The organism is Pseudomonas atagonensis (assembly GCF_011369485.1).
Classification (GTDB): domain Bacteria; phylum Pseudomonadota; class Gammaproteobacteria; order Pseudomonadales; family Pseudomonadaceae; genus Aquipseudomonas; species Aquipseudomonas atagonensis.
The window spans coordinates 1-1,076 of sequence record NZ_VXCA01000077.1 but is presented as its reverse complement, the minus strand read 5'-3'; the positions used below and the strand labels follow the sequence as shown (position 1 = coordinate 1,076).

Here is a 1,076-nt window from a genome sequence, read left to right as displayed (position 1 = left end):
CGATGCAACAGGCCAGCGACGCCATCAAGGCCAAGGCCGGCGACAGCGCCGAACCGTATCGTGCGGTGCTTAAACAATTGCGTGAACGCCTGCGCGCTACGCGCAACTGGGCCCATGCGTCATTGACGGCGACAACGCCGGCGCCCGCCGATGTACTGCACAACAATCGCGACCTGCTCGATCCGCTGGAGCTGTGCTTCAACTCGCTGCACGAGTGCGGCATGGGCGTGATCGCTGACGGGCCGCTGCTCGATTGCTTGCGCCGGGCGGTGACGTTTGGCCTGTTCCTCGTGCGTCTCGATGTGCGTCAGGATTCGTCGCGGCACTCAGCGGCGATGACCGAAATCACCGATTACCTCGGCCTGGGTCGTTACGAAGACTGGGATGAAGAACAGCGTATTACCTTCCTGACACGCGAGTTGAACAACCGCCGCCCCTTGCTGCCGGCACATTTCAAACCGTCGGCCGATACCGCCGAAGTGCTCAACACCTGCAAGGAAATCGCCGCTGCACCGGGCGCGTCGCTTGGCTCCTACGTGATCTCCATGGCAGGCGCCGCCTCCGATGTGCTCGCCGTGCAACTGCTGCTCAAAGAGTCGGGCGTGCTGCGGCCGATGCGCGTGGTACCGCTGTTCGAAACCCTCGCCGACCTCGATAACGCCGGGCCGGTGATGGAGCGTCTGTTGCTGTTGCCGGGCTATCGCGCAAGGCTGCAAGGCCCGCAGGAAGTGATGATCGGCTATTCCGACTCGGCCAAGGACGCCGGCACGACCGCCGCGGCATGGGCGCAATACCGGGCGCAGGAACGGCTGGTGGAAATCTGCCGCGAGCAGCAAGTCGAACTGCTGCTGTTCCACGGTCGTGGCGGCACCGTCGGCCGTGGCGGTGGACCGGCCCACGCGGCGATTCTGTCGCAGCCACCGGGTTCGGTGGCGGGGCGTTTCCGTACCACCGAGCAAGGGGAAATGATTCGTTTCAAATTCGGCCTGCCGGACATCGCCGAACAAAACCTCAATCTGTATCTGGGGGCGGTGCTTGAAGCAACGCTGCTGCCGCCACCGCCGCCAGATACAGAT

The 1,076-nt window shown here is 63.9% G+C and carries 1 protein-coding gene; it reads left to right on the top strand.

Annotation, left to right across the window (positions count from 1 at the left end; translation table 11 throughout):
* Positions 1 to 1,076 (top strand): phosphoenolpyruvate carboxylase (locus F2P67_RS27580; protein ID WP_166226415.1); only part of this gene is annotated, 1,076 nt, incomplete at both ends.